The sequence below is a fragment of the Mesorhizobium sp. B2-1-1 genome (assembly GCF_006442975.2).
Classification (GTDB): domain Bacteria; phylum Pseudomonadota; class Alphaproteobacteria; order Rhizobiales; family Rhizobiaceae; genus Mesorhizobium.
The window spans coordinates 953,676-975,947 of record NZ_CP083954.1; the positions used below are offsets into that span (position 1 = coordinate 953,676).

Here is a 22,272-nt window from a genome sequence, read left to right on the forward strand (position 1 = left end):
CAAGGTCCAGGGTCTTCGTCCCAAGCCCTACTCGTCTATCGTTCTTCCCGTCGAAACGGCTTCAGCAGCGCCGACGGCGCCACCGCGTTGCGCGACATCACCGCCATGGCGACGATGGTGAAGATGAAAGGCAGCATCAGGAACGCCTCGTAGGGAATATGCCCGAGACCGCTCGCCTGCATGCGCAACTGCAAGGCATCGACAAAGGCGAACAGCAACGCCGCTCCCGCCGAGCGCCACGGATCCCAGCGGCCGAACACGACCAGGGCGATCGCCACCCAGCCGCGCCCCGAGACGACGCCGAAGGTGAAGGCGTTGAACTGCGCCATCGACAGAAAGGCGCCGGCCAGCCCCATCAGCGCCCCGCCGAGAATGACCGCCTGGAAGCGGGTGACAATGACGCTGACGCCGGCGGAGTCGGCGGCGCGCGGGTTTTCGCCGACCATGCGCACCGACAGCCCCCATGGCGTGCGGTAGAGCACGAAGGCGGCGATCGGGATGGCCAGGATCGCCATGTAGACCAGCGCGAACTGGTTGAACACCGCCGGCCCAAGCACGGGAATCTCGGAGAGGACCGGGATCGGCAGCGTCTGAAAACCCTTGATGCTCGGCGGCACCGATTGCTGGCCGAAGATCAGCCGGTAGAGGAAATAGGCCAGACCCGACGCAAGCAGCGTCACGCCGATGCCGCAGACATGCTGGCTTAAGCCCAGCGCCACCGTGAACAGCGCATGCAGCGCCCCCATCAGCATGCCGGTCAGCACCGCCGCCAGGACGCCCAGCCACAGGTTGCCGCTGAGGCTGGCGGCGGTGAAGCCGGCCATTGCCGACAACAGCATGATGCCTTCGATGCCGAGATTGAGCACGCCGGCGCGCTCGGAGAACATTTCGCCAAGCGTGGCGAAAGCCAAGGGCGTGGCGATGCGGATGATGGCGGCCAAGAAGCCGACCTGGAAGATCTGTTCGAACACCGCGCTCATTGGGCGGCTCCGACGCGGCGGATGCGATAGGCGGTGAACAGCAGCGCCACCAGCATGGCAAGCAGTGCCGTGCCCTGGATGACATCGCTGAGGAAGGCCGGCACGCCGGTCGCGCGCGACATCGCCTCGGCGCCGGTCATCACGGCAGCCAGGAAGATTGCCGCCGGCACCACGCCGAGCGGGTTGAGCCGCGCCAGCATTGCAACGACGATGCCGGAATACCCGTAGCCCGGCGAGATGTCGCTCATCACCTGAAAATGCACGCCGCCAACCTCGCCGACGCCGGCGAGCCCGGCTAGCGCACCGGACAGCAACGCCGTCGAGAGCAGCACCCGCTGGACATTGATGCCGCCATATCTGGCCGCTTCCGGATTTTCGCCGGTGACCCGGATCCGGAAGCCGAGCGTGGTGCGCGCGATCAGGAACCAGATCAGCGGTGCCGCGATAAGCGCCACGATGACGCCGAGATGCAGCCGCGTGCCCTCGATCAGCACCGGAAAATTGGCCGAATCCTCAATCGGAGGCGAGATCGGATAGCCACTGAAACTATCCTTCCATGGCCCTTCGATCAGCGCCATCAGCGCGTAATAGATGACCGAATTGAGCAGCAGCGAACTGACGACGTCGTCGACCTTGAATTTCACCCGCAGCGTTGCCGGCACGAGCGCGACGGCTGCACCGGCCGCGGCGCCTGCCACTGCCATCAAAAGCATGGCGAGCGGTCCCGGCATCGGGATCGCGCCGACGAAGCAGCTCGCCACCGCGCCGGCAAGCAGTTGCCCTTCGGCGCCGATGTTCCAGAATTTGGCGCGGAAGGCGACAGCCACCGCCAGCCCGGTGAAGATCATGGGCGCGGCGCGCACCAGCGTTTCGGTGATCGCATAGCTGTCGCCGAGCGAAGCCGTGAACATAACGCCGTAGGATTCGAGCACGCCGGCGCCGGCCAGCGCGATCAGGCCGCTGCACAGCACCAGCGCGGCACCGATCGCCAGCAGCGGCAATGCGAGGTTGAACCAGGCTGGCGTCGAGCTGCGGACTTCGAGGCGGAACATCAGCTATGGCCCTCCGCCCCGGTCATCAGCAGCCCCAGCCGTGCGATCGTCGCCTCGGCGCTGGGAAGCGTGCCGGCGATGCGGCCCTCATACATCACCGCGATGCGGTCGCAGAGCACGAGCAACTCTTCCAGATCCTCGCCGATGACGATGATGCCGCAGCCCTTGGCGCGCATGTGGAGGAATTTTTCATGGATGAAGCGGGCGGCTCCGATGTCGAGGCCGCGCGTCGGCTGCGAGACGATGAGCACCTTCGGATCGAAGGCGAGCTCGCGCGCCAAAAGCGCCTTCTGCAGATTGCCGCCGGACAGGGCGCCGGCGCGCGTCATCGGCCCGGGGCATCTGATATCATAGGCCTTGATCTGCGCCTCGGCGAAGGCGCGGATTGCATCCAGCTTGAGCAGGCCCTTGCTGCTGAAAGCGGCGGTGCCGATGCGCGGCAGCACCATGGAATCGGCGAGCGGCAAATTGGTGACCAGTCCCGTCGTCATGCGGTCTTCCGGGATGCGGCCAAGGCCCAGCGCCTGCACCTCGCGCGGCGAGAAGCGAGACACTTTCTGTCCCGCAATCGTCATCCGACCGGCATCGGGGGCGCGTACGCCCGAGATCACCTCCGCCAGTGCCCGCTGGCCATTGCCGGAGACACCGGCAATGCCGAGGATCTCGCCGGCGCGCACGGAAAGCGACACATCGCGCAGCGCCGTGCCCGAATGGCTCGAGGTGGAAATGCCGTCGAGAGTGAGCACCGCTGCCCCCGGTGTCGACGGCCCCTTGGCCGGCGGCACGATCTCGTGGCCGCACATCAGTCGCGCCATTTCCGCCGACGTGGTGTTGGCCGGATCGTCGACGCGGCCGGCGACGCGGCCATGCCGCAGCACCGTGCAGCGATGGGTGAGCGCGCGCACCTCGTTGAGCTTGTGCGAGATGAAGATGATGCCCAGACCCTGCGCCGCCATCGACCGCAAGGCCGAAAACAGACCGTCGACTTCGCTCGGCGCCAGCACCGCGGTCGGCTCGTCGAGAATCAGCAGTTTTGCGCCGCGAAACAGCGCCTTGACGATCTCGAGACGTTGCTGCTCTCCGACAGACAGCGCCGAGACCGGCAGGCTGGGATCGAGTGTCAGCCCGTGCTGGCGGCTGATTTCGGCCAACCGCGCCAGTCCGCCGGACCGGTCGATCCGCCCGGACTTGCCTGGTATGCCGATAAGCAGGTTTTCCAGCACCGTAAGCCGTGGCGCCAGGTGAAAATGCTGGTGCACCATGCCGATGCCCGCGGCCAGTGCATCGGCCGAACTGGTGATCCGCACCTTCCGGCCCTGGATGAGGATCTCGCCGGCGTCGGGCGCATAGGCGCCGAACAGCACGTTCATCAGCGTCGTCTTGCCGGCACCGTTCTCGCCCAGCAAGCCGAGGATCTCGCCGGGCGCCACGCTGAGGTCGACGGCTTCGTTCGCCTTGACGGCGCCGAAACTCTTGGTGATGCCGTGCATTTCGATGAGCGGGGCGGGCAAGGGCGCTCCTGCGGAGATGGCTCTACTTCACCCTCCCCCTTGTGGGGAGGGTCGGTTTGCGATCGCAGCGAAGCGAAGATCGTAAGACGGGGGGTGCGGCGCCGAAGACCCCACCCCGCTCCGCTTCGCGGATCGACCCTCCCCACTAGGGGGAGGGTAAGGAACTCAATCCGAAACCGGTGTGTTCTCGTCCACGTCGACGCGGAAATTGCCTTCAAGGATTTCGGCCTTCTTCTTCTCGACCATGTCCTTGACCTCGGCCGGCAGCGTCTTGTCAAACTTATGGTAGGGCGCCAGGTGAGAACCGCCCTTGGCCATGCGCGAGAAATCGCCATAGTCCTGCGCCGTGAAGACGCCGGCCTTGACCAGTTTTATGGCTTGTTCGACGGTGGGATACATATCCCAGACCGGGCCGGTAATGACGGTGTCGGGGCCAAGGCTCGACTGGTCGGACATATTGGAGATGGCGTAGATCTTTTTCTCCACCGCCGCTTCGATGACACCGAAGCGCTCGGCATAGATGACGTCGACGCCGGCGTCGATCTGAGCCACGGCCGCCTCCTTGGCCTTGGGAGGATCAAAGAAGGAACCGATGAAGGCGACCTTCTTCTTGATGTTCGGATTGACCTCCTTGGCGCCGGCGAAGAAGGCGTTGACCAGCCGGTTCACTTCCGGAATGCCCATCGCCGCGACGGCGCCGACCGTGCCCGACTTCGACATCTTGCCGGCGATCATGCCGGAGAGATAGGCGGGCTCGTGGATCCAATTGTCGAAGACGCCGAAATTGGGCTCCGCCGGCCCGGCGCCGGAGCCGAACAGAAAAGCAGTCTTCGGGAACTGCTTGGCGGTACGGCGCGATTCACGCTCGGCGGCGAAGGCATCGCCCAGCACCAGTTCATAGCCGCCCTGTGCATATTCGCGCATGACGCGGCTGAAGTCGGCGGTCTGCACCTTCTCCGACCATTTATACTCGATGCCGAGTTCCTTCTCGGCCTTCTGCAAAGCGACATGGATCTGATTGTCCCACGGCTCCTCGATGGGCGTGGCGAAGATCGCCGCTACTTTCAGCTTCTTGTCCTTGGCGAAGGCGGCGCCCGGCAGCATCGCCGCGGCCAGGCCAAGCGCGCCCAGCTCAAGCACGTCGCGCCGCGAAAGGCCTTCGCGCGTTGAATGAGATTTGTTCTTCCGGTTTTCCATTGCAGTCCCCTCTGTTCGACAGCCGTGTCGAGCCGGCCGTTCTAAAAATCAGACGAGGAACTATGGAACGGGTCCGGACTTTTGTCCACATGGTCAAATTTGGCAGATCGATCATATCCACTCTCCTGGACTAGCCGGGAGAGCGGTTGTTCAGACCCGTTCGAGCGCGATAGCGATGCCTTGGCCGACGCCGATGCACATGGTCGCCAGCGCATAGCGGCCGCCGCGTTCGCGCAGCTCCAGCGCCGCCGTGCCGGAGATGCGCGCGCCCGACATGCCCAAGGGGTGGCCGAGCGCTATGGCGCCGCCATTCGGGTTGACGTGCGGCGCATCCACCGCGATGCCGAGCTGGCGCAGCACTGCGATGCCTTGCGAGGCGAAGGCTTCGTTGAGCTCGATGACATCGAACTGTTTTGGCGTCAGGCCAAGCCGCGCGCACAGTTTTTGCGTCGCCGGCGCCGGGCCGATGCCCATGATGCGCGGCGCGACGCCGACGGCGGCCCCGCCGAGGATGCGGGCGATCGGCGTCAGGCCGTATTTCCTGGCCGCCGCTTCCGAAGCGACGATCAGCGCCGCCGCCCCGTCATTGACGCCCGAGGCATTGCCGGCGGTCACCGTGCCGCCTTGCCGGAACGGCGTCGGCAGCTTGGCCAAGGCCTCTATCGTGGTGCCAGCGCGGGGGTGCTCGTCCTTCGAGACGACAACCGGATCGCTCTTGCGCTGCGGAATGGTCACCGCGGTTATTTCCTTGGCCAGCCGGCCATTGGACTGCGCGGCGACGGCCTTGTCCTGGCTGCGCACCGCGAAAGCGTCCTGGTCCGCGCGGGAAACCGAAAAATCCTCGGCGACATTCTCGCCCGTCTCCGGCATGGAATCGACGCCATACTGACTCTTCATCAGCGGGTTGACGAAGCGCCAGCCGATCGTGGTGTCGTAGATCTCGGCATTGCGTGAAAACGCCGTCTCGGCCTTGGGCATGACGAAGGGCGCCCGGCTCATCGATTCGACGCCGCCCGCGATCATCAGCTCGGCCTCGCCGACCTTGATTGCACGGGCGGCGATGGTCAGCGCATCCATGCCCGAGCCGCACAGGCGGTTGACGGTCGAGCCGGGGATTTCCTTCGGCAGGCCGGCCAGCAGCAGCGCCATGCGCGCCACGTTGCGGTTGTCCTCGCCGGCCTGGTTGGCGCAACCGTAGACAACGTCGTCGACCGCCTGCCAGTCGACGCCGGCATTGCGCTCGATCAGTGCCTTCAGCGGAATGGCGCCGAGGTCGTCGGCGCGTACCGAGGACAGCGAGCCGCCAAAGCGGCCGATCGGCGTGCGGATATAGTCGCAGATATAGGCTTCGGCCATGTCAGTCAGCTCTCCCGTTTCCCTTATGCGCCGCCTTGGTGCGACGCGTGCAGGTCGCGCAATGTCGTAGCTCGGTTCGCTTGGCGCCGGCATTTCGTCAAGCGCCCGCGCGAACTTAACCACCCAGCCACAGCTCTCCTGCCCTGCTGGCGAATCACGCTTGGATGCAGCGCCACGATCAGCCGGTTGGCCGCGAGCTCAATGCTTCATCCGATCCCTCATCGCATACCACAGCATTCCCAGCACATAGAGCGGCCCGCGCAGCGCCGTGCCTCCGGGGAAGGGCATCGGGGTCAGCGTCGAGAACAGGTCCAGCCGCGAGGCGTCGCCGGTGATGGCTTCGGCGAGCAGCTTGCCCGACAGCGTCGACAGGATGACGCCCTTGCCGGAATAGCCGTGCGCGTAATAGACCTCGCCATAGTGCCCGACATGCGGCAGTCGCGACGTCGTCACCGACACCAGCCCCCCCCAGGCATGGTCGATCCGGCAGCCCTTGAACTGCGGGAAGGTGCCTTCTATGTGCGGCCGCACGAAACCGGCAATATCGGCCGGCGGCGACGGCGTGTAGCGCTCGCCGCCGCCGAACAGCAGGCGACCGTCGGCCGACATGCGGTAATAGTTGACGACGAAGCGCGTGTCCGACACCGCGACATTGGCAGGAATGACGTTGCGGGAGCCCTCCAGCGGCTCGGTGGCGACGATGTAGTTGCCGACCGGCATGATGCGGCTGTTGACGCGCGGCTCCAGCCCATTGAGCAGCGCGTCGCCAGCCAGCACGACATGCTTTGCGCGCACCGATCCTTTTGACGTCGAGACCCGGATCGAAGGCTCGCGCTCAAGCCGCACGGCCACCGAATTCTCGTGGATGACGACGCCGGCCGCGCTTGCAGCGCGGGCAAGCCCGAGCGTGTAATTCAAGGGATGCATGTGGCCGCCGAGCGGCTCGTACATCGCGCCGTGATAGGGCGTGTCGACCTTGGCCCGGGCCCGCGCCGCCGACAGGATCTCGACGTCGCGGAATTTCATCACGCTCTCTAGGCATTTCGCCTCTTCCTCCAAATCCCTGAGATCGGAGCCGTTGACCGCGCCGACCAGATGGCCGGTCAGCCTGAGATCGCAGTCGATCGTATGGCGCTCGATAATGTCGAGCACCAGGCCGCGCGCCTCGAAGGCGAGATCGAACAGCGCCTTTGCCCGTTCAGGCCCATAAAGCTTGACCAGGCCCTTGGCGCCCTTGCGCAGGCCGGGGATCATCTGGCCGCCATTGCGGCCCGAAGCGCCCCAGCCAATCTTGCCGCCTTCCAGCAGCACCACCTTCAAGCCGCGTTCGGCGGCGTGAAGAGCGGCCGACAGACCGGTGCAGCCGCCGCCGACGACCACCAGGTCGGCCTCGACATCGCCGATAAGTGCCGGATGGTCCGGCGCCGGATTGGCGGTGGCGACATAGTAGGACTTGCCGATGTCGAGACCGGAATTGAAACCCGTTGAAGATGCCATGATCACACCTTCAGCAGCAGGTGGTCGCGTTCCCAGCTCGTCACCACGCTCTGGAACAGGTCGAGCTCGACGCTTTTCACGCGCAGATAGGTCTGGAAGAAGTCCTCGCCGAGCAGTTTGCGCACCGGTTCACAGGCCTCGAAACGATCCAGCGCCTCCTCCATCGTTTTCGGCAGCGTGCTCTTGATCTTGTAGGCATTTCCGGATGCTTCCGCCGAGCGCGCCAGCTTCTGTTCGACGCCCAGATAGCCCGCCAGAAGCGAGCCGGCGATCGCCAGATACGGATTGCAATCGGCACCCGGCAGCCGGTTCTCCACCCGCCGCGCGGCGCGCCCGCCGGCCGGCACGCGCAGGCCGCAGGAACGGTTGTCATGCGACCATTCGATGTTGGCCGGCGCGCTGTGGTTTGGTCTAACGCGTCGGAACGAATTCACGTTGGGCGCGAACAGCGGCATGATTTCGGGAATGTATTTTTGCAGGCCGCCGATGAAATAACCGAACATCGCGGTATCGGCATCATCGCTGCCGGCAAACAACGTGTTGCCGGCCTCGTCGATGACTGACATGTGCAGATGCATCGAGCTGCCGGCCTGTGCGGCGATCGGCTTGGCCATGAAGGTCGCATACATGCCGTCTTGCTGGGCGGCCTGGCGCGTCAGCCGTTTGAACAGCAGCACCTTGTCGGCCAGCGGCAGCGCGTCGCCATGCAGGAAGTTGATCTCCAACTGCCCCGGTCCCGATTCATGAATCAGCGTATCGAGCGGCAGTCCGGCCGCCTCCGCATAGTCATAGACGCGCCGGACCACCGGTTCATATTCCTCGAGCGCCGCCATGTCATAGGGATGCTGCACGGCCTCGGCGCGGCCATTGCCGCCGGTCGGCGCGGTCAGCGGCTTGTCGGGATCGGGATTGGGCGCGGTCAGGTAGAATTCGAGCTCCGGCGCCACTACCGCCCGCCAGCCGCGCTGCCGGTAGAGATCGAGCACGGCGCGCAGAACATGGCGCGGCGAGGCCATCCATGGCCGGCCGTCCATGTGGAAGGCGTCGGCGAAGACGTAGGCCTTGCCAGCGCCGGCGCCCGGCGCCAGGCAAAGCGTCGAGACATCGGGCACCATGCGCATGTCGGGGTCCGAATACGCAAAACCCTCGTCGATGGAACCGGAATAGCGCCCGTCTATGCTGACCAGGAAGGCGCTGCTCGGCAGATAAAGCGCGCGGTCTTCCAGCGCCGTGAGGAATTTTGCCGTCGGCAGCGCCTTGCCGCGCAGCACGCCGTTCATGTCGGGCACCAGGCATTCGACCTCGTTGATGCCGTGCTGCGCCAACCATGCCTTGGGATCGCTGAAGGGCGCGGTATTCGTGTTCTTCTCAAGCATTTCGTTCAAGTCCGTATCAGAGAGAGTATGGCTTGCGCGGCCACGTTCTGGGTGTCAGCGCCATCTGGCTGCATTTCCCTTGAGGCGGGCGCGCATGGCGTGGTCGGCCAGCAGGCCGGGAATGGCTCTCTCCAATCCTCCTTCGGTCCAGCCGTCACGGCCGATATGATCGCCGGTGCCGGTCTCTTCGGCGCGAGGTGCATTGTCGTGGCCGTCCCGGCAGTAGGGCATGATCAGCGACGCCACACAGAAGCGCAGCGCCTCGCAAAAGCCGGTGTTGCCGCCGTGGTGGATGAACAAATCCAACTTCGCCACCGCCGAGGACTGCGGAAACCAGGCGCCGAGATAGACATTGTCGGGCACCGCTCGGTAAGCGTCGCGCAGGCCGCCGACATTGACGATGAAGCGCGCCGGCAGCTTGTCGGCAAAGACGCCGGAAAGGCCGGCATGGAAGATGAAGGCGGGGCCCCGCACGGCCCGCGCGATGCCGACGCAACTCAGCGCCGCGCCGAAGCCTGCTTCGGGGAACAGCGCGATGGTCGGGCTGGCTTTACGCGTCAATTATTCCTCTTCATTCCGGCCGGCTGATCATGCCGAACGGCGCGGGAGCGCCGCGGCCGGCCGCTTGCGGTCGCAGTTTGCGAGAGCCGCAGATGGACGCGAAGCAGATCGGCAGTAACCTAATACTGCCGGCTTTCGAGCTGGTCGAGTGCTTTCAGACGTTCGCGCAGCGATTGCCGCAGCCGAAAGACATTGGCGGCCACCGGTATAGATGTCGACAGCCGCCGCAGCTTAAGGTGATCGGACAACGCATCGGCCACGAAGCGATTGGCCGCAAACACGTGTGAGGCCGGCTGCCCCGTTGTCGCTGGCGATGCTACGGCGTCGGTTGCATGGCAGCGGCCGTCTCGTCGATCTTGCCGGCAAGGACGCCTTGGGCCCAAGCGGTGACCTCGGCGTCGACGGGCTTGTTGGCCATATCGGTCAACGCCGCGTCGAGTGCGGCCGGGTCGGTGCCGACCGCCGCCGCGTCGACCACTTCCTGCTGGGCGTCGATCTGGTCCTGCAGAGCTGATATCTGTCCAGGCAGGGCCGCCTGCTCCTCGGGGGTCATGGCGGCGATCTGGTCCGGCGTCAGAGATGTCAGTGCGTCCAGCTGTGAATTCAGGGCATCCAGCTGGGTTTGTGCGACCTTGGCTTTTGCCGACTGCGTCACGAAGACCTGAAGCGCAGCGAATTTCTTGCTCTTGGAATTCATATAGGCGTTGACGTTGCGCTGCAGCGAGTTCAGCCGGCCGAGCTTGGCGTGGAGGTTCTTTTCCTTGGGCAGGGACGAAACCTTTGTCTTCGTATCGACCGTGATCGTTGCGTCCCTTGTCGCCTTGGCTACCTGCCCGCGGGCCGACGAGGACTTGCCGTGCGCAGCGCCGCTGTTGCCGTGGGCGCCACCATTGCCATTGCCGCCGCTGTGACCACCGCCATTGCCTCCGCCGTGTCCATTGCCGGCCAGTGCCGGAGACGCCAGAAGCGCCAATGCGGCTAGCGCCGCCAACGCAGTTTTCCAGTTTGTCATGATAGTCTCCTCGGGAAACGCCGCCCTGTGCCCGCTGCTATGGTAAGTTCGTATGAGAAGCCGCTAATTATGCGCAGTAAACTTTAGACAAAGACTGTCTCAATAAGAGAGCAGGGAATCTGTCGGTACGGCAAATGCTTGATATCCAACAGAAATCGACGTTTTTGAACGGCTGTGGTACTGAGGTCCCATGCCGGTCGGACCATGGTCCGAACTGTCGGTCAGAGTTGATTTCGGCGCTGCCGGCCGGTGACGCGGACCCAGCGCCGAAACGCGCAGGCGATGGCGCTTTTCATCAACAGGCTGAATGCCAAGGCGGCCGATTCAGCCTATACTCTCGCCACCGTCGATCACCAGCGCCTGGCCGGTCATGAAGGATGACCGATCGGACACGAGGAACAGGATCGCCTCGGCGATCTCCTCGGCGCTGGCCCAGCGCCCCATCGGGATCTTGGTGCGGACATAGGCTTCGATTGCCTCGCGTCCGCCCATCTGGGCGATGAACGGTCCATTGAACGGCGTGTCGACCCAGCCGGGGCAGAGCGCGTTGACGCGCACATTGTGGCGGGCATAGTCGAGCGACATTTGCCTGGTCATCGCCACCACGGCATGTTTCGACGTCGCATAGGCGATCATCTCGCGGTCGTAGAACACACCCGAATTCGAAGCCGTATTGAGGATGACACCGCCGCCCTGCGCGACCATCGATGGCATGACGATCCTTGCCGCCAGGAACTGCGCCCGCACATTGACCCGCCAGGAAGCGTCCATGCCGCCGGTCTCGACCTCGGTCAGCGTGCCGCCGACCTGGATGCCGGCGTGATTGTGCAGGATGTCGATGCGCCCATGCCGGTCGAGCGTACCGGCAAGGAGCTGCTCGACCGCATTGTCGTCCGAGACGTCGGTGGCGACCGCCTCCGCCCGGCCGCCCGCGGCGCGTATATCTGAAGCCGTCGCCTCGCCGCTGGTCCGATCCCTGTCCGCGATGACGACTACCGCGCCTTCCCTGGCCATGATCATGGCGCCGGCGCGCCCGATGCCGGAACCGGCGCCTGTCACCACGGCGATGCGGTCTTCGAGGATCATGATGCGACCTTCAGTTTGACAGCTTGCGCTGGCGCAGCTGCCATTGGGCAAGCACCACGAGCAGGACGGACGCGACGAGCACGATCGTCGCGATGGCATTGATCTCCGGCGTCACCCCGCGCCGGATCGACGCAAAGACATAGATCGGCAGCGTCGTCTGCGCGCCGGCGACGAAGAAGGCGACGATGAAATCGTCGAAGGAGAAGGTGAAGGCGAGCAGGAAGCCGGCGACCACCGCCGGCAAGATCTGCGGCAGGACGATGGAACGGAACGTCGTCAGCGGCGTGGCGTAGAGATCGCTGGATGCCTCGACCAAGTTGCGATCAAGGCTGCCCAGCCGCGTGCCGACGATCATCGTCACCAGCGCCATCGAAAACAGGCCGTGCGCGGCGATGATCGAACCATAGCCGAGCGACAGGCGCGGCGGCTGATCGTCCGGCCAGATCGAGGCGAGGAACGGATTGACGACGGCGAACAGCTGGACGAGTGCGACCAGTGTCGAAATGCCGATGACGACGCCGGGAACGACGATTGCGGCTCCAAGCAAGGCGTCGAAGACGGCGCGGGTCCGCACCCCGACGCGTGCCAGGCCGAGCGCGGCCGCGGTGCCGAACACCGCCGCCAGCAAGGCGCTGGTGGTGGCGATGAACAGGCTGTTCTTCAGCGCCTCGACCAGGAACGGGTTCGCCAGCGCCTTGCCGTACCATTGCACCGAAAAACCGGTGAACTCGCTGGCATGATGGCCGGCGTTGAAGGAGAACAGCACGACCAACGCGATCGGCAGATAGAGGAAGGCGAAGACGGCTACGACGAAGACGCGCATCAGATCAGATCCACCCGGCGGGCGCCCGAGACGCGGGTCGAGATGCGGTTGGCGGCAATCAGCACTACAACCGAAACCAGCACCAGCGTGATCGCGATGGCCGATCCGAACGGCCAGTTGCGCGACTGCAGGAACAGGTCGACCAGCGCATTGCCGATGAAGAACACCTTGCCGCCGCCAAGCAGCGTCGGGATCAGGTATTCGCCGAGCAGCAGGATCATCACCAGCGAGAAGCCGGTCATCACGCCGGGCAGCGACAGTTTCAAGGTCACGCCCAAGAAAGTGGAGAGCGGCGTCGCGCCGAGATCGGCGGAGGCCTCCAGCAGACGGCGATCGAGCCGCTCGAGGCTGACATAGATCGGCAGGATCATCAGCGGCAGATAGCCATAGACGATGCCGAGCAGGACGGCGCCCGGCGTGTTGATCAGCCTGACGTCCTCGATGCCGGCAAGCGCGAGCAGCGCCGGGATGCCGCGTCCACCCAAAATGTACATCCAGGCATAGGTACGCATCAAAAGGCTGGTCCAGAACGGTATGACGACCAGCGCGAGCAGGATCAACCGCCAGCGCTGCGGCGCCCGCAGGGCGAGGTAATAGGCGACGGGATAGGCCACGAGCAGACAGGCGAGCGCGCCCACCGGAGCCAGCACCATCGTGTTCCAGAACGCGGTCGCCCGCGCCGGAAGATTGGCATATTGCGCCAGCGTGAAGGCCGCCTGATAGCCGCCCTCCGGCGCCCGCTCGCCGACGCTGAAGACGGCGATGGCCATGAACGGCAGCACCAGGAACACGACGAGCCAGGCGGCCGCCGGCCCGAGCAGCATGGCCGTCAGCAGATTTTTGCGAATGCCGCGCATCGAAGGATTGCCCCGGTGCCGGCGGGTCTGGGCCCGCCGGTCAAGTTGTCTCGAATGGGATTTGTTGCCCGCCTGACTCAAGCCGACTTGAAGCGCGCCATCAGCTCGGCGCGGCCCGGATCGGTCAGCGTTGCAGCAGCGCCGAATTCCAGCGGCGTCAACAGGTCGGCCGCCGGATAGAGGATCGGATTGTCCAGCACTTCCTTGGGCAGCAGCTTGTTGACGCGCGCGTCGGTCGAGGGCGCGCCGTTGGCGAGGTGTTCCTTGACCGCGACCTGCGGGTTCATCAGATAGTTGAGCAGGGCGTAGCCGGCCGGCTTGTTCGGCGCGTCCTTCGGGATGGCGTAGAAGTCGGTCCAGATCTCGCCGCCTTCCTTGCCCAGCACATAGGCGATCTCCGGAATGTCGCGATGGAGCTGCGCACCGTCATTGGTCCAGCACATTGTCATCCAGGCATCGCCCGCGCGCATGCCCGGCTGGTAGTCGGAAGACACCGCGAACAGATGCGGCTTGACCTTGAGCAGCAATTCCTCGGCCTTGGCGAGCTCGTCCTGCTTCAGCGAGTTGAAGGAGTAGCCATAATATTTCAGCGCATTGCCGATCGTGGTCAGCTGATAGTCGTGCACCATAGTGCGGCCATCGCCTTCCGCCATGGCCGTGTCCCAGAACTCCTTCCAGCTCGTCATCGGCTTGGTCAGCTTCTTGGTGTTGACGGCAAAGCCAGTGGTGCCCCAGTTCTTCGGCACCGCATAGATGGTGCTGTCGATCGTGCCTTCCGAGGTGAAGCGCGGATCTTCCTGCGTGCCGTCGAAATTCGGCAGCTTGGCCATGTCGAGCGGCTCGATGATGCCGAGCTTCTTGTAGGTCGAGATGGTGTAGTTGGTCGGCACGAACAGGCTCCAGCCCGACGCCCCGGCCTGCAATTTGGCCAGCATCTCCTCATTCGAGCCGAACACGTTGACCTCGACGGCCACGCCTGTGTCCTTCTTGAAATTCTCGAAGGTCTGCGGGTCGTGATAGTTGGGCCAGGTGGCAATCGACATGCGGTCGCCGAGGTTCTCGGCGGCAAAGGCCGACGTCGGCATGATGCCGATCTCGCGCGCCATCACCGCCGTCGCGATGCCGAGGCCGGTGAGGCCAAGGAAGTCGCGGCGGCCGATCGAGCCGCGCTTCAAACGCATCAGCTGGTCGACGAAATTCTCGGGGCTTATCGGCAGTCCGTCACGATATGATTTCGACATGTTTTTCTACCCTCTGGTTGGTCCCGTTGTTCTTTGGATCCGCGAACGCCAACGGCGTTCCGGCGGCAAAGCCGATGGCGACGGGTTCGCCCGGCTTGAAGAGATTGCCATGGCCGATCACATGGTCGGCCTTGGCCAGCAGCGTTCCTATGCCCTGGATCTCGACTGCGTATTCCGCCGTGGAGCCCAGAAAGATCCGGTTGCGGACGATGCCCTTGAGCGGGCCGCTAGTCGGGCCACCGAGACTGAGCGATTCAGGACGCAGGCTGACCGAAACGGTTTCGCCCTGCCGCAAATCCACCCGCTTGCGCGCCGCGATGACGGTGCCATCGGCCAGCTTCACATCCACCAGATCGCCCGAATGCCCTGCGACGGCGCCGCTCAAGAGATTGGTCTTGCCGACGAAATCGGCGACGAACAGGTCGGCCGGTTCGTCATAAATCTCGCTCGGCTGCCCAAGCTGAACGATGCGGCCGCCATTCATGACGCAGACGAAATCGCTCATCGACAGCGCTTCCTCCTGGTCGTGGGTGACCAGCACGAAGGTGATGCCGATCTCGCGCTGCAGGTTCTGCAATTCGATCTGCATGTCGGTGCGCAGCTTCTTGTCGAGCGCCGCCAGCGGCTCGTCGAGCAGCAGCACCGCCGGTTTGTTGACCAGCGCGCGGGCGAGAGCGACACGCTGCTGCTGGCCGCCGGACAGTTCGTGGACCTTGCGGCCGCCATAACCGGCGAGCCGCACCATTTCCAGCGCTTTGCCTGCCCGCAGGCCGATCTCGCGCGACGACAGCCGCGGTCGTGCCTGGCGCAACCCGTAGGCGACATTGTCGTTCACGTCCAAATGCGGGAACAGGGCATATTGCTGGAACACCATGTTGACAGGCCGCCTGTAGGGCGGCGTGTCGGCCATGTCCTGGCCGCGGATGAGCACCTTGCCCTCGCTCGGCTGTTCGAAGCCGCCGATCATGCGCAGGCAGGTCGTCTTGCCGCAGCCGGACGGTCCGAGCAGGGCGACGAAAGCGGAGGGCGGCACGGCCAGATCGATGCCGCTGACCGCGGTCACCGCGCCATAGCGCTTGGTGACGCCGCGAAACTCGATGTCGGGCACTGCGGTCAAGGCTGCGGGCTCCAGCGACAGGACGATGCGATTTCGGGACGCTACCAGAGCCAATGGCAGCTAGTATATACCTCGCAGGTGGTATATCTGACCTATTTTCTTGTTTAAGGGGGTATTGGATGTCCCGCAGCGACGACTACAGCCAGCTCGCCGCGCTGGTCGCGGCGACGCGGGAGACGAGCGGCGACGTCTTCGGCAAGGCGATGGTCGCTTGGCTGCGGCAGCATGTCGGCTTCGACCACTGCGTGGTCTTCGGCTATCGCGGCGCTGCACGCCCGCCGCTGCTGTTCGAGACCTTCTCGTCGGCCGAGAGCCATGTCTTCGTTGCGCTTTACCAGGAAGGCCCATACCTGCTGGATCCGTTCCACCATGCGGCGGTCGAGCGCAAGGAAGGGTTCTGGCGCATGCGCGAGCTGGCGCCCGACCGCTTCTACGCCAGCGAATATTTTCGCTCCTACTACAGCCAGACCAGGCTGGCCGAGGAGGTCGGCTTCTTCGTTCCGCTGCCGGGCAAGGATGCGCTGGTGCTGTCGCTGATGCGGCTGCGCGCTTCAGGTCCGTTCGGGACCGCCGACGCCAGACTGCTGCGCGACATGGCGCCGGCGGTGGTCGCCTTCGCCCGATTGCGCTGGCCCGCCCTTCCCGCCGACGAGCCGGCCGAGGCCAGGCAAGACGATGCATTGGCGGCGGTCAACGAGTTCGATCGCGCCCATATCTGGAAGAGCCTGTCCCTGACGCCGCGCGAAAAGCATGTCGTCGATCTAGTGCTGCAAGGGCATTCCACCGAATCAATCGCCCGGGCCATGCGCATCGTGCCGGGGACGGTGAAGGTCCATCGCCGCAACATCTATCGCAAGCTCAAGATCAAATCGCAGGCCGGCCTTTTTGCCCGCTTTGTCGAAATCATCGACGCGCGGATAAGATAATTCCGACGGCCTTCAACCGCCTTTCGATCAAGGTCTTGCGCCAGCCTCCCAGGAGCCGGTCTCGGCCATCCGTTTCAGCAGCCGCGCCGGCTTGAAAACATCCTTGCCCGTCCGCTGGTGCCAATATTCGAGCCGCTCGACGATCCTGGGCGCGCCTTCGAGGCCGGCCCAGAACATCGGACCGCCCTTGCCGATGGGAAAGCCATAGCCGTTGACCCAGATGACATCGATGTCGGAGGCGCGGGCGGCTATCCCTTCTTCCAGAATCTTGGCCCCCTCGTTGACCATGGGATAGAGCGTGCGCTCGATGATTTCTTCCGCGCTGATTTCGCGCGACGCGATGCCCTTCTCGGCTGCCTTACCGCGGATCAGCGCATCGATCTGCGGGTCCGGGACCGGCATACGTGACCCGTTCTCGTAAAGATAATAACCTCGACCGGTTTTCTGGCCGAAACGCCCCTGTTCGCACAACGTGTCGGCGATCACGGCCGTCTGGCCTCGCGCCTTGCGGTTGCGCCAGCTAATGTCGAGGCCGGCGAGATCGCTCATCTGGAAGGGCCCCATCGGCCAGCCGAAATCGGTGAAGGCCTTGTCGATCTGGCTGGGCGTCGCGCCTTCCAGCAGCAAGGCTTCCGATTCGGAGCCGCGCGCGGCCAGCATGCGGTTGCCGACGAAGCCGTGGCAGACGCCGACGACGACGGCCACCTTGCCGATCCGCCGCGCCAAGTCGACTACGGTTGCCAGCGCGTCGGGCGCGGTCTTGTCGGCGCGCACGATCTCCAACAGCTTCATGACGTTGGCCGGCGAGAAGAAGTGCAGGCCGAGCACGTCTTGCGGGCGCGAGATCGAGGCGGCGATTTCGTCGATGTCGAGATAGGAGGTGTTGGTGGCGAGTATCGCTCCCGGCTTGGCCATGGCATCGAGCTTGCCGAACACCTCTTTCTTGACCGCCATGTCCTCGAACACCGCCTCGATGATCAGGTCGCAATCGGCGAGGTCGGAATAGTCGGTGGAGCCCTTGAATTGAGCGAGGCGTTGGCGCTTGGCGTCTTCGGTCAAGGAGCCACGCGAGACCGAGACGGCATAGTTCTTGTCGATCATGCCGAGCCCGCGCTGCAAGGCTTCCTGGCTGGTCTCCAATAAGGTGACTGGAAAACCGCCATTGACGAAGGCCATGGCGATGCCGCCGCCCATCGTGCCGGCGCCGACGACGCCGACGCGGGCGATCCTGCGCCGGACAAGATCCTTGCCCGGGACCTTTGCCGCTTCACGCTCGGCGAAGAACAGATGCCGCTGCGCCCGCGACTGATCGCTGGCGACCAGCTTCATGAACAGCGCGCGTTCGGCAGCCAGAGCTTCCTCGAACGACATCGTGACGGTATTGCGCACCGCTTGCGCGCAAGCGATCGGCGCGTCGAGGCCGCGCGCTTTCCTGGCGAGATCCGCCGCCTCGGCATCGAAAGCGGCCAGCTCGGTTTTCTTGATCTCGTCATCGCGATCGCGCACCGGCGTGAACGGCCCGCCCTTGCGAGCGATCTCCCTGGCGAAGTTCACGGCATGCGTGATCACGTTACTCTCGAACACAGCATCGACCAGTCCGGCTTCATGCGCCTCATCAGCACCGACCAGCGCACCGGAAACGATCATCCTGAGCGCTTTGATCGCGCCGACGAGGCGCGGCAGCCGCACCGTGCCGCCGCCGCCCGGCAGCAGTCCAAGCTTCACCTCGGGCAGGCCGAGCCTGGCGTCGGCATCGGCAACGCGGAAGTGACAGCCGAGCGCCAGCTCCAGCCCGCCGCCCAGCGCGGTGCCGTGGATGGCGGCGACCGTAGGTTTGGCGATGGTTTCCAGCGTCCCAATGATGGCACGCAGCTCGGGCTGCTGCACCGGCTTGCCGAATTCGGTGATGTCGGCGCCGGCGACGAAGGTCCGGCCCGCGCATGCGACGACGATGGCTCCGACCGATGCGTCGTCACGCAAGGCAGCCAGCGCGTGCATCAGTGGTTCGCGGACATGAAAGCTCAGCGCGTTGACCGGCGGGTTGTCGATGGTGACGATGGCGACGTCGCTGTCCCTGGCGACGCTGACAAAATTGGACAAGTTGACCCTCCCGACACCGGCTGCGATCCGGAGGGTTTACTAGGCTGCGCCGCGAATGGGAACCGCGTGCCGCACTGGCACAAGACTTGTCAGGACAGGCTGTAAGACGGCACGCTGGCGAGTTGCGGTTGAAGAGAAGCGAATATCACCGCACCGCCTTCTCCCCGCCTGCCGCCGTGATGACGCCGACGATGATCAGCCCGGTCAAAAGCAGGCGCACGCCGGCGCTGAAGCCGAATGTGTTGAGCATGGTCAAAAGCAGCACCAGGAACAGTGCTGCGCCCCAGACGCCGGGGACATTGGCCTTGCCGCCGGCCACCGAGGTGCCGCCGATGACCACCACGGCGATCGAAGCCAGCAAATACTCGTTGCCGATATCGACATTGGCGCCGCGGAAATAACCGGCGAGCAGCGCGCCGTCGATGCCGCCGAGCGCGCCCGACAGCGTGTAGGTGAGGAAACGGACGCGGCCGACATTGACGCCGGCGAGCCAGGCGGCGCGGATGTTCTGGCCTATCGCCAGCACCGAGCGGCCATAGATCATGCGCTGCAAGGCGATGGCCGCACCGATGGTAAACAGCACGGTGAGAACCGCCAGCACCGGAATGCCGAGAACCTGCCGGTTGGCGAAATCGGCAAAGCCCGGCGGCGGCTTGATCTGCAATCCGCGCCCATAGCTGATGTCGACCGACTGGATGATGAAGCTCGCCGACAAAGTGGCGATGATCGGCGGTATTCGCAGCGCCCAGATCAGCAGATAGTTGACGGCACCGATCGCGGCACCACAGGCAAGCGCGGCCAGCAGCCCGACCACGATCATGGCATCGCTGCCGCCCATCACCTTCATGGCCACCGCGCTGGCGAGCCCGATATTGGCCGGCAGCGACAGGTCGACATTGCCCGGCCCAAGCGTGATGACGAACATCTGGCCGACGCCGACGATGACGGTGAACACGGCCAGCGACAGCGCGGCGGTGACCATGCCGCCGGCGCCATAGCCGCCGGTGAAAGCGATGGTCGCCAGCCACACCACAAGCGCGCCGACGAACGACCAGATCCAGGGCTTGGCGGTCAGCGACCTCAGCAATATCATCGCTCACCTCTCCTTGCGGCTGATCAGCACCCGCGCCGCCAGCACGATGATGAGGATGGCGCCGTTGGCCGCCACCTGCCAGTCGGGCGGGATGTGCATGAAGGTGAGCAGCGGCGATGCCGCCAGCGCCAGCGTCAGCGCGCCGATTACCGCGCCGATCGGCGACACGCGGCCGCCGACGAATTCGCCGCCGCCGAGGATGACGCCGGCGATCGAAAGCAGCGTGTAGCCATTGCCGATATTGGCATCGGCCGAAGTGGTGATGCCGATCAGCGCCATGCCGGACAGCACGCCGAACAGACCCGTCAGCGCGAACAACACGACCTTGGTCTTGAGCAGCGACCAGCCGGCACGTTTGAGCGCAGCCGGGTTGCCGCCGGAGCCGCGTAGGATGACGCCATAGGAGGTGCGCATCAGGCCGAAATGGACGATGAGGCCAATCAGCAGCGCGGCGATGATCGGGAAGGGCACAAAGGGCGGCTTGAATGCCATGATCGCCAGCAGCCAGTCCGGCGCCTTGCCGCCGGGCTTGGGCAGCACCAGGATGGCCAGCCCCTGCCAGACGAAACTCATGCCCAGCGTCACCACGATCGATGGCAAATTGCGCAGATGGATCAGCGCGCCGAGCAGCGCATAGATGCCGATCGATCCGAGCAGGACGAGAACCCCAATGAGCGGTGCGTCCTTCAACCAGGTCGCGGTGACGCAGCCGACGAAACCGACAAAGGTGCCGATCGACAGGTCGAGCTCGTTGCCCGATATGACGAACATCTGCGCGATCGTCGCCAGCGCGATCGGGATCGCCAGGTTGAGCATCAGGCCGAAGCCGAAATAGCTGATGGCGCGCGGATTGAGCCAGGCGATGGCGAGCAGCACCAGCACCAGCGACAGCGCCGGCAGCAGCCCACGCAGTAGGCGGGCGCGTGCCGCCCCGCTCCCAAAGGTCTTCGAACCGTGTTGAACAGAGACGGCCGTCATCTCAGGCCGCGTCGCCGAAGGAGGACTGGATGATCTTTTCTTCCGTCAGCTCGTCGCGCGTCAGATTGGCGACGATGCGGCCGTTCTTGAAGACATAGACATGGTCGCAATTGTCGAGTTCTTCCGTTTCCGTGGTGTACCAGAGGAAGGTGCGGCCCTTGCCGGCCTCCTCGCGCACGAGATCGTAAACCTCGAGCTTGGTGCCGATGTCGACGCCGCGCATCGGGTCGTCCATCAGCACGATCCCGGCGTCGGAGCCGAGAGCCCGGGCGAACAAAGCCTTCTGCTGGTTGCCGCCCGACAGCGAAAAGATGTTGTTGTTCATATCCGGCGTGCGGATGCCGATCTTCTTTTGCCAGAACCCGGCCAGTTCGGCCTCTCGCCGCGGCGAGATCAGCAGCCCGTTGCGCAGCCGAGCCAGCGAGCGGATGCCGATATTTTCAGCGATCGACCACTGCGGAAAGATGCCGTCCGCCTGGCGGTCGCCGGCCACAAGCGCCACCGGTGCGGTGACCTCGACGCCGGCCCTGGCGCGCGATGCCGCGGCGAAGATCGCCAGCAGCAGGTCGGTCTGGCCATGGCCGGCCAGGCCGGCAAGTCCGATGATCTCGCCGGCGCGGGCCACCAGCTCCTTGCCGTCCTGCTGCCGCGCCGGCCGGGCGCGCACGCGCAACGGGCCGGCCTCGGCTTTCCGGATTTCGGTGGCGGTCCTCCGATGTCCTTCGGCGCCGCCCATGGTGGCGACCAGCCTATCGCGGTCGAAAGCGTTCGCCGCTTCGGCGCCGACAACCTTGCCGTCGCGCATCACGACGATGCGATCGGCGTTCTGCAGCACTTCGCCCAGCACATGCGAGATGAGAATGCAGCTGCCGCCCGACGCGACGAAGCGGCGCACGAAGGCAAGCAGCTGACCCGCCGTGTGCGCGTCGAGCGAGGACGTCGGCTCGTCGAGGATAACCAGGTGCAGCGGCTCGCGGGTCAGCGTGAACGCGCGCGCCACCTCCACCATCTGCCGCCGTCCAATGGAAAGGTCACCGGCGATGTCGGCCGCCGAGATGCCATGGTCGGGAAAGATTTCGTCCAGCTTGGCCGTGATCAGCTCGGCCGCCTTGCGCCGCCAGCCGAAGCCGGTGAGCGAGGCGTGGTTGATGCGCGTGTTCTCGGCGACGCTGAGATTGGGGCACAGCGACAATTCCTGGAACACGCAGCGTATGCCGAGCTGCTGTGCCCGCGACACCGAGTAGTTCTCCTCGGCCTCACCATGCACGCCGATCGTTCCGCTGTCGGGTGTCAGCGTGCCCGCCACCATGTGCATGAGCGTCGATTTGCCGGCGCCGTTGTGGCCGACGAGGCCGACGCACTCGCCGGGCCCGACAGTGAAGTCGACGCCGCCAAGCGCGCGAACGGCGCCGAAGTGTTTTTCGGCGCCGCTCAGTCTGATGATGTCCGCGTTCCCTTCAGGCATGCTCAACGATATCCGGTCGGCGATGTGCACGGCAACGCGTGTGC

The 22,272-nt window shown here is 64.8% G+C and carries 19 protein-coding genes and 1 pseudogene; 2 read left to right on the plus strand and 18 right to left on the minus strand.

Annotated elements, in window-relative coordinates:
* Nucleotides 1-35: 35 nt before the first annotated feature.
* From FJ972_RS04570 to FJ972_RS04605, 8 genes and pseudogenes are all read right to left on the minus strand, one after another.
* Nucleotides 36-980, minus strand: coding sequence for an ABC transporter permease (locus FJ972_RS04570; RefSeq protein ID WP_140524643.1), 945 nt, complete (start codon nt 978-980; stop codon nt 36-38).
* Nucleotides 977-2,032 carry an ABC transporter permease gene (locus tag FJ972_RS04575; protein WP_140524644.1) on the minus strand — a complete coding sequence of 352 codons (1,056 nt, stop codon included), beginning with the start codon at nt 2,030-2,032 and terminating at the stop codon, nt 977-979. The genes FJ972_RS04570 and FJ972_RS04575 overlap by 4 nt, the downstream gene beginning before the upstream one ends.
* Entirely contained in the window at nt 2,032-3,543 is a 1,512-nt protein-coding gene (locus FJ972_RS04580) for an ABC transporter ATP-binding protein (RefSeq protein ID WP_140524645.1), read from the minus strand. Before FJ972_RS04580 ends, FJ972_RS04575 begins: the two co-directional genes overlap by 1 nt.
* A gap of 165 nt (nt 3,544-3,708) precedes the next feature.
* Nucleotides 3,709-4,740, minus strand: coding sequence for a BMP family protein (locus FJ972_RS04585; protein ID WP_140513977.1), 1,032 nt, complete (start codon nt 4,738-4,740; stop codon nt 3,709-3,711).
* 150 nt (nt 4,741-4,890) lie between these two features.
* Complete coding sequence (gene pcaF, locus FJ972_RS04590; RefSeq protein ID WP_140524646.1) at nt 4,891-6,096, minus strand: 3-oxoadipyl-CoA thiolase; 1,206 nt, start codon at nt 6,094-6,096, stop codon at nt 4,891-4,893.
* A 198-nt stretch (nt 6,097-6,294) separates the two neighbouring features.
* Nucleotides 6,295-7,593 (minus strand): NAD(P)/FAD-dependent oxidoreductase, encoded by a 1,299-nt coding sequence (locus FJ972_RS04595; protein ID WP_181173423.1) that lies wholly within the window; start codon nt 7,591-7,593, stop codon nt 6,295-6,297.
* Between the two features lie 2 nt (nt 7,594-7,595).
* Nucleotides 7,596-8,969 carry a glutamine synthetase family protein gene (locus tag FJ972_RS04600; protein WP_140524685.1) on the minus strand — a complete coding sequence of 458 codons (1,374 nt, stop codon included), beginning with the start codon at nt 8,967-8,969 and terminating at the stop codon, nt 7,596-7,598.
* A 5-nt stretch (nt 8,970-8,974) separates the two neighbouring features.
* Nucleotides 8,975-9,392 (minus strand): annotated as a pseudogene (locus tag FJ972_RS04605) (glycosyltransferase); the annotation flags it as partial.
* 230 nt (nt 9,393-9,622) lie between these two features.
* Between FJ972_RS04605 and FJ972_RS04610 the strand changes: the two are divergent.
* Nucleotides 9,623-9,817: a hypothetical protein gene (locus FJ972_RS04610; protein WP_181167274.1), complete on the plus strand. Its 195-nt coding sequence runs from the start codon at nt 9,623-9,625 to the stop codon at nt 9,815-9,817.
* Nucleotides 9,818-9,846: 29 nt separating this feature from the next.
* Here the strand turns inward: FJ972_RS04610 and FJ972_RS04615 are convergent, their stop codons facing one another.
* From FJ972_RS04615 to FJ972_RS04640, 6 genes are all read right to left on the minus strand, one after another.
* The gene (locus FJ972_RS04615; RefSeq protein WP_140524647.1) at nt 9,847-10,542 is read right to left on the minus strand and encodes a hypothetical protein; all 696 of its coding nucleotides are present in this window, start codon (nt 10,540-10,542) and stop codon (nt 9,847-9,849) included.
* Between the two features lie 324 nt (nt 10,543-10,866).
* The gene (locus tag FJ972_RS04620; RefSeq protein WP_140492572.1) at nt 10,867-11,628 is read right to left on the minus strand and encodes an SDR family NAD(P)-dependent oxidoreductase; all 762 of its coding nucleotides are present in this window, start codon (nt 11,626-11,628) and stop codon (nt 10,867-10,869) included.
* A 10-nt stretch (nt 11,629-11,638) separates the two neighbouring features.
* A complete protein-coding gene (locus FJ972_RS04625) occupies nt 11,639-12,451 on the minus strand; it encodes an ABC transporter permease (protein ID WP_140492575.1) in 813 nt (270 codons plus the stop codon).
* Nucleotides 12,451-13,308 carry an ABC transporter permease gene (locus FJ972_RS04630; RefSeq protein WP_140524649.1) on the minus strand — a complete coding sequence of 286 codons (858 nt, stop codon included), beginning with the start codon at nt 13,306-13,308 and terminating at the stop codon, nt 12,451-12,453. The genes FJ972_RS04625 and FJ972_RS04630 overlap by 1 nt, the downstream gene beginning before the upstream one ends.
* Nucleotides 13,309-13,385: 77 nt before the next feature.
* On the minus strand, nt 13,386-14,549 hold the full coding sequence (locus FJ972_RS04635) for an ABC transporter substrate-binding protein (protein WP_140524650.1): 1,164 nt from the start codon (nt 14,547-14,549) through the stop codon (nt 13,386-13,388).
* A complete protein-coding gene (locus FJ972_RS04640) occupies nt 14,530-15,666 on the minus strand; it encodes an ABC transporter ATP-binding protein (RefSeq protein ID WP_140524651.1) in 1,137 nt (378 codons plus the stop codon). Before FJ972_RS04640 ends, FJ972_RS04635 begins: the two co-directional genes overlap by 20 nt.
* 119 nt (nt 15,667-15,785) lie before the next feature.
* On the opposite strand from FJ972_RS04640, the gene FJ972_RS04645 reads away from it, so the two are divergent.
* Nucleotides 15,786-16,592, plus strand: coding sequence for a response regulator transcription factor (locus FJ972_RS04645; RefSeq protein ID WP_140524652.1), 807 nt, complete (start codon nt 15,786-15,788; stop codon nt 16,590-16,592).
* Between the two features lie 27 nt (nt 16,593-16,619).
* Here FJ972_RS04645 and FJ972_RS04650 read toward each other — a convergent pair whose 3' ends face one another.
* The 4 genes from FJ972_RS04650 to FJ972_RS04665 all read right to left on the minus strand — a co-directional run bounded on the left by FJ972_RS04650 (nt 16,620) and on the right by FJ972_RS04665 (nt 22,228).
* A complete protein-coding gene (locus tag FJ972_RS04650; RefSeq protein ID WP_140524653.1) occupies nt 16,620-18,692 on the minus strand; it encodes a 3-hydroxyacyl-CoA dehydrogenase NAD-binding domain-containing protein in 2,073 nt (690 codons plus the stop codon).
* Between the two features lie 145 nt (nt 18,693-18,837).
* On the minus strand, nt 18,838-19,785 hold the full coding sequence (locus FJ972_RS04655) for an ABC transporter permease (protein ID WP_140513970.1): 948 nt from the start codon (nt 19,783-19,785) through the stop codon (nt 18,838-18,840).
* 3 nt (nt 19,786-19,788) lie between these two features.
* Nucleotides 19,789-20,763 (minus strand): ABC transporter permease, encoded by a 975-nt coding sequence (locus FJ972_RS04660; RefSeq protein WP_140513969.1) that lies wholly within the window; start codon nt 20,761-20,763, stop codon nt 19,789-19,791.
* 1 nt (nt 20,764) lies between these two features.
* The gene (locus tag FJ972_RS04665; protein WP_140524654.1) at nt 20,765-22,228 is read right to left on the minus strand and encodes a sugar ABC transporter ATP-binding protein; all 1,464 of its coding nucleotides are present in this window, start codon (nt 22,226-22,228) and stop codon (nt 20,765-20,767) included.
* Nucleotides 22,229-22,272: the final 44 nt, after the last annotated feature.

Coding starts and splice junctions, on each gene's coding strand:
- FJ972_RS04610 (WP_181167274.1), top strand. CDS start 9,623: ATGGACGCGAAGCAGATCGGCAGTAACCTAATACTGCCGGCTTTCGAG.
- FJ972_RS04645 (WP_140524652.1), top strand. CDS start 15,786: ATGTCCCGCAGCGACGACTACAGCCAGCTCGCCGCGCTGGTCGCGGCG.
- FJ972_RS04595 (WP_181173423.1), bottom strand. CDS start 7,593: ATGGCATCTTCAACGGGTTTCAATTCCGGTCTCGACATCGGCAAGTCC.
- FJ972_RS04615 (WP_140524647.1), bottom strand. CDS start 10,542: ATGACAAACTGGAAAACTGCGTTGGCGGCGCTAGCCGCATTGGCGCTT.
- FJ972_RS04655 (WP_140513970.1), bottom strand. CDS start 19,785: ATGATATTGCTGAGGTCGCTGACCGCCAAGCCCTGGATCTGGTCGTTC.
- FJ972_RS04585 (WP_140513977.1), bottom strand. CDS start 4,740: ATGGAAAACCGGAAGAACAAATCTCATTCAACGCGCGAAGGCCTTTCG.
- FJ972_RS04620 (WP_140492572.1), bottom strand. CDS start 11,628: ATGATCCTCGAAGACCGCATCGCCGTGGTGACAGGCGCCGGTTCCGGC.
- FJ972_RS04570 (WP_140524643.1), bottom strand. CDS start 980: ATGAGCGCGGTGTTCGAACAGATCTTCCAGGTCGGCTTCTTGGCCGCC.
- FJ972_RS04665 (WP_140524654.1), bottom strand. CDS start 22,228: ATGCCTGAAGGGAACGCGGACATCATCAGACTGAGCGGCGCCGAAAAA.
- FJ972_RS04660 (WP_140513969.1), bottom strand. CDS start 20,763: ATGACGGCCGTCTCTGTTCAACACGGTTCGAAGACCTTTGGGAGCGGG.
- FJ972_RS04635 (WP_140524650.1), bottom strand. CDS start 14,549: ATGTCGAAATCATATCGTGACGGACTGCCGATAAGCCCCGAGAATTTC.
- FJ972_RS04625 (WP_140492575.1), bottom strand. CDS start 12,451: ATGCGCGTCTTCGTCGTAGCCGTCTTCGCCTTCCTCTATCTGCCGATC.
- FJ972_RS04600 (WP_140524685.1), bottom strand. CDS start 8,969: ATGCTTGAGAAGAACACGAATACCGCGCCCTTCAGCGATCCCAAGGCA.
- FJ972_RS04630 (WP_140524649.1), bottom strand. CDS start 13,308: ATGCGCGGCATTCGCAAAAATCTGCTGACGGCCATGCTGCTCGGGCCG.
- FJ972_RS04575 (WP_140524644.1), bottom strand. CDS start 2,032: ATGTTCCGCCTCGAAGTCCGCAGCTCGACGCCAGCCTGGTTCAACCTC.
- pcaF (WP_140524646.1), bottom strand. CDS start 6,096: ATGGCCGAAGCCTATATCTGCGACTATATCCGCACGCCGATCGGCCGC.